The sequence below is a fragment of the Chryseobacterium sp. GW821-FHT04C04 genome (assembly GCF_059420365.1).
The window spans coordinates 1-983 of the sequence record NZ_JBWKTO010000014.1; the positions used below are offsets into that span (position 1 = coordinate 1).

The 983-nt window shown below is 31.6% G+C and carries 1 protein-coding gene; it reads left to right on the top strand.

All coding sequences use genetic code 11. From position 1 onward, the window contains the following. Positions 1-88: 88 nt before the first annotated feature. On the top strand, positions 89-967 hold the full coding sequence (locus AC07UM_RS23740) for an IS982 family transposase (protein WP_494685207.1): 879 nt from the start codon (positions 89-91) through the stop codon (positions 965-967). Positions 968-983: the final 16 nt, after the last annotated feature.

The window sequence follows — 983 nt, forward strand, 5'->3', positions numbered from 1 at the left end:
TAAACCCATTGTGCATTATGAATAAAAAGAATAAAGTTGTTCATTCGATTGAAAATCAGTAAATTGTTTTTACCGCAAAACATTTACAATGAACAACTTGCAAGCAAATTACGAAAGAATTTTGGAAGTTTTAAGAAAAATATCAAGTGAAAATCTTCTATCTTACCAAAGACGAGTGCCAAAACTAAAAGATTTGGAATTGATTAGTCTTGTTCTAACTGCTGAATTTATGGGGATTGATAGTGAAAACCATCTTTTTCGCCACATACCTGATACACTTGGACAAAAAATAGATCGGAGTGTCTATAATCGACGGAAACGTAGATTGGCTGGTAAGATTAATGAAATACGATTGAAGCTGGCAAGAAGTTTTAATGAATTTGAGAAGCTATTCATTATTGACAGTATGCCTGTGGAGGTTTGCAAACTTTCCAGAAGCAACACTTCAAAAATCTGTAAAGATGCTGAATATTGTTATCCAAACAGAGGGTTTTGTGCCTCTCAACAAATGCATTTCTATGGTTATAAACTTCATGCAGTCTGCTCTGTAAAAGGCGTTTTTCAGAGTGTAGATTTAAGTCCCGCTTCTGTTCATGATATTCATTATTTAAAAGATATTAGAGAACAATTATCAGATTGTACCTTACTTGGTGATAAGGGATATTTATCGTCTGAAATTCAAATTGATTTGTTCAATTACGCACACATTGAATTGGAAACACCTAAAAGAGTGAATCAAAAAGATTATAAACCACAGTTTTATCTTTTCAAAAAACAACGTAAAAGAATTGAGACACTTTTCTCACAACTTTGCGACCAATTTATGATTAGACGCAATTATGCAAAGAGTTTTGAAGGCTTTAAAACCAGATTATTAGCTAAAATAACAGCTTTAACCGTGGTGCAATTTATAAACAAAGCTTACTTCAATAGAAATATTAATAACTTAAAAGTAAGTATTATTTAAAATGCACAACGGGTAT

Bases quoted from the DNA above. Each gene is read 5' to 3' on its own strand.
- AC07UM_RS23740 (WP_494685207.1), top strand. From the start codon at position 89: ATGAACAACTTGCAAGCAAATTACGAAAGAATTTTGGAAGTTTTAAGA.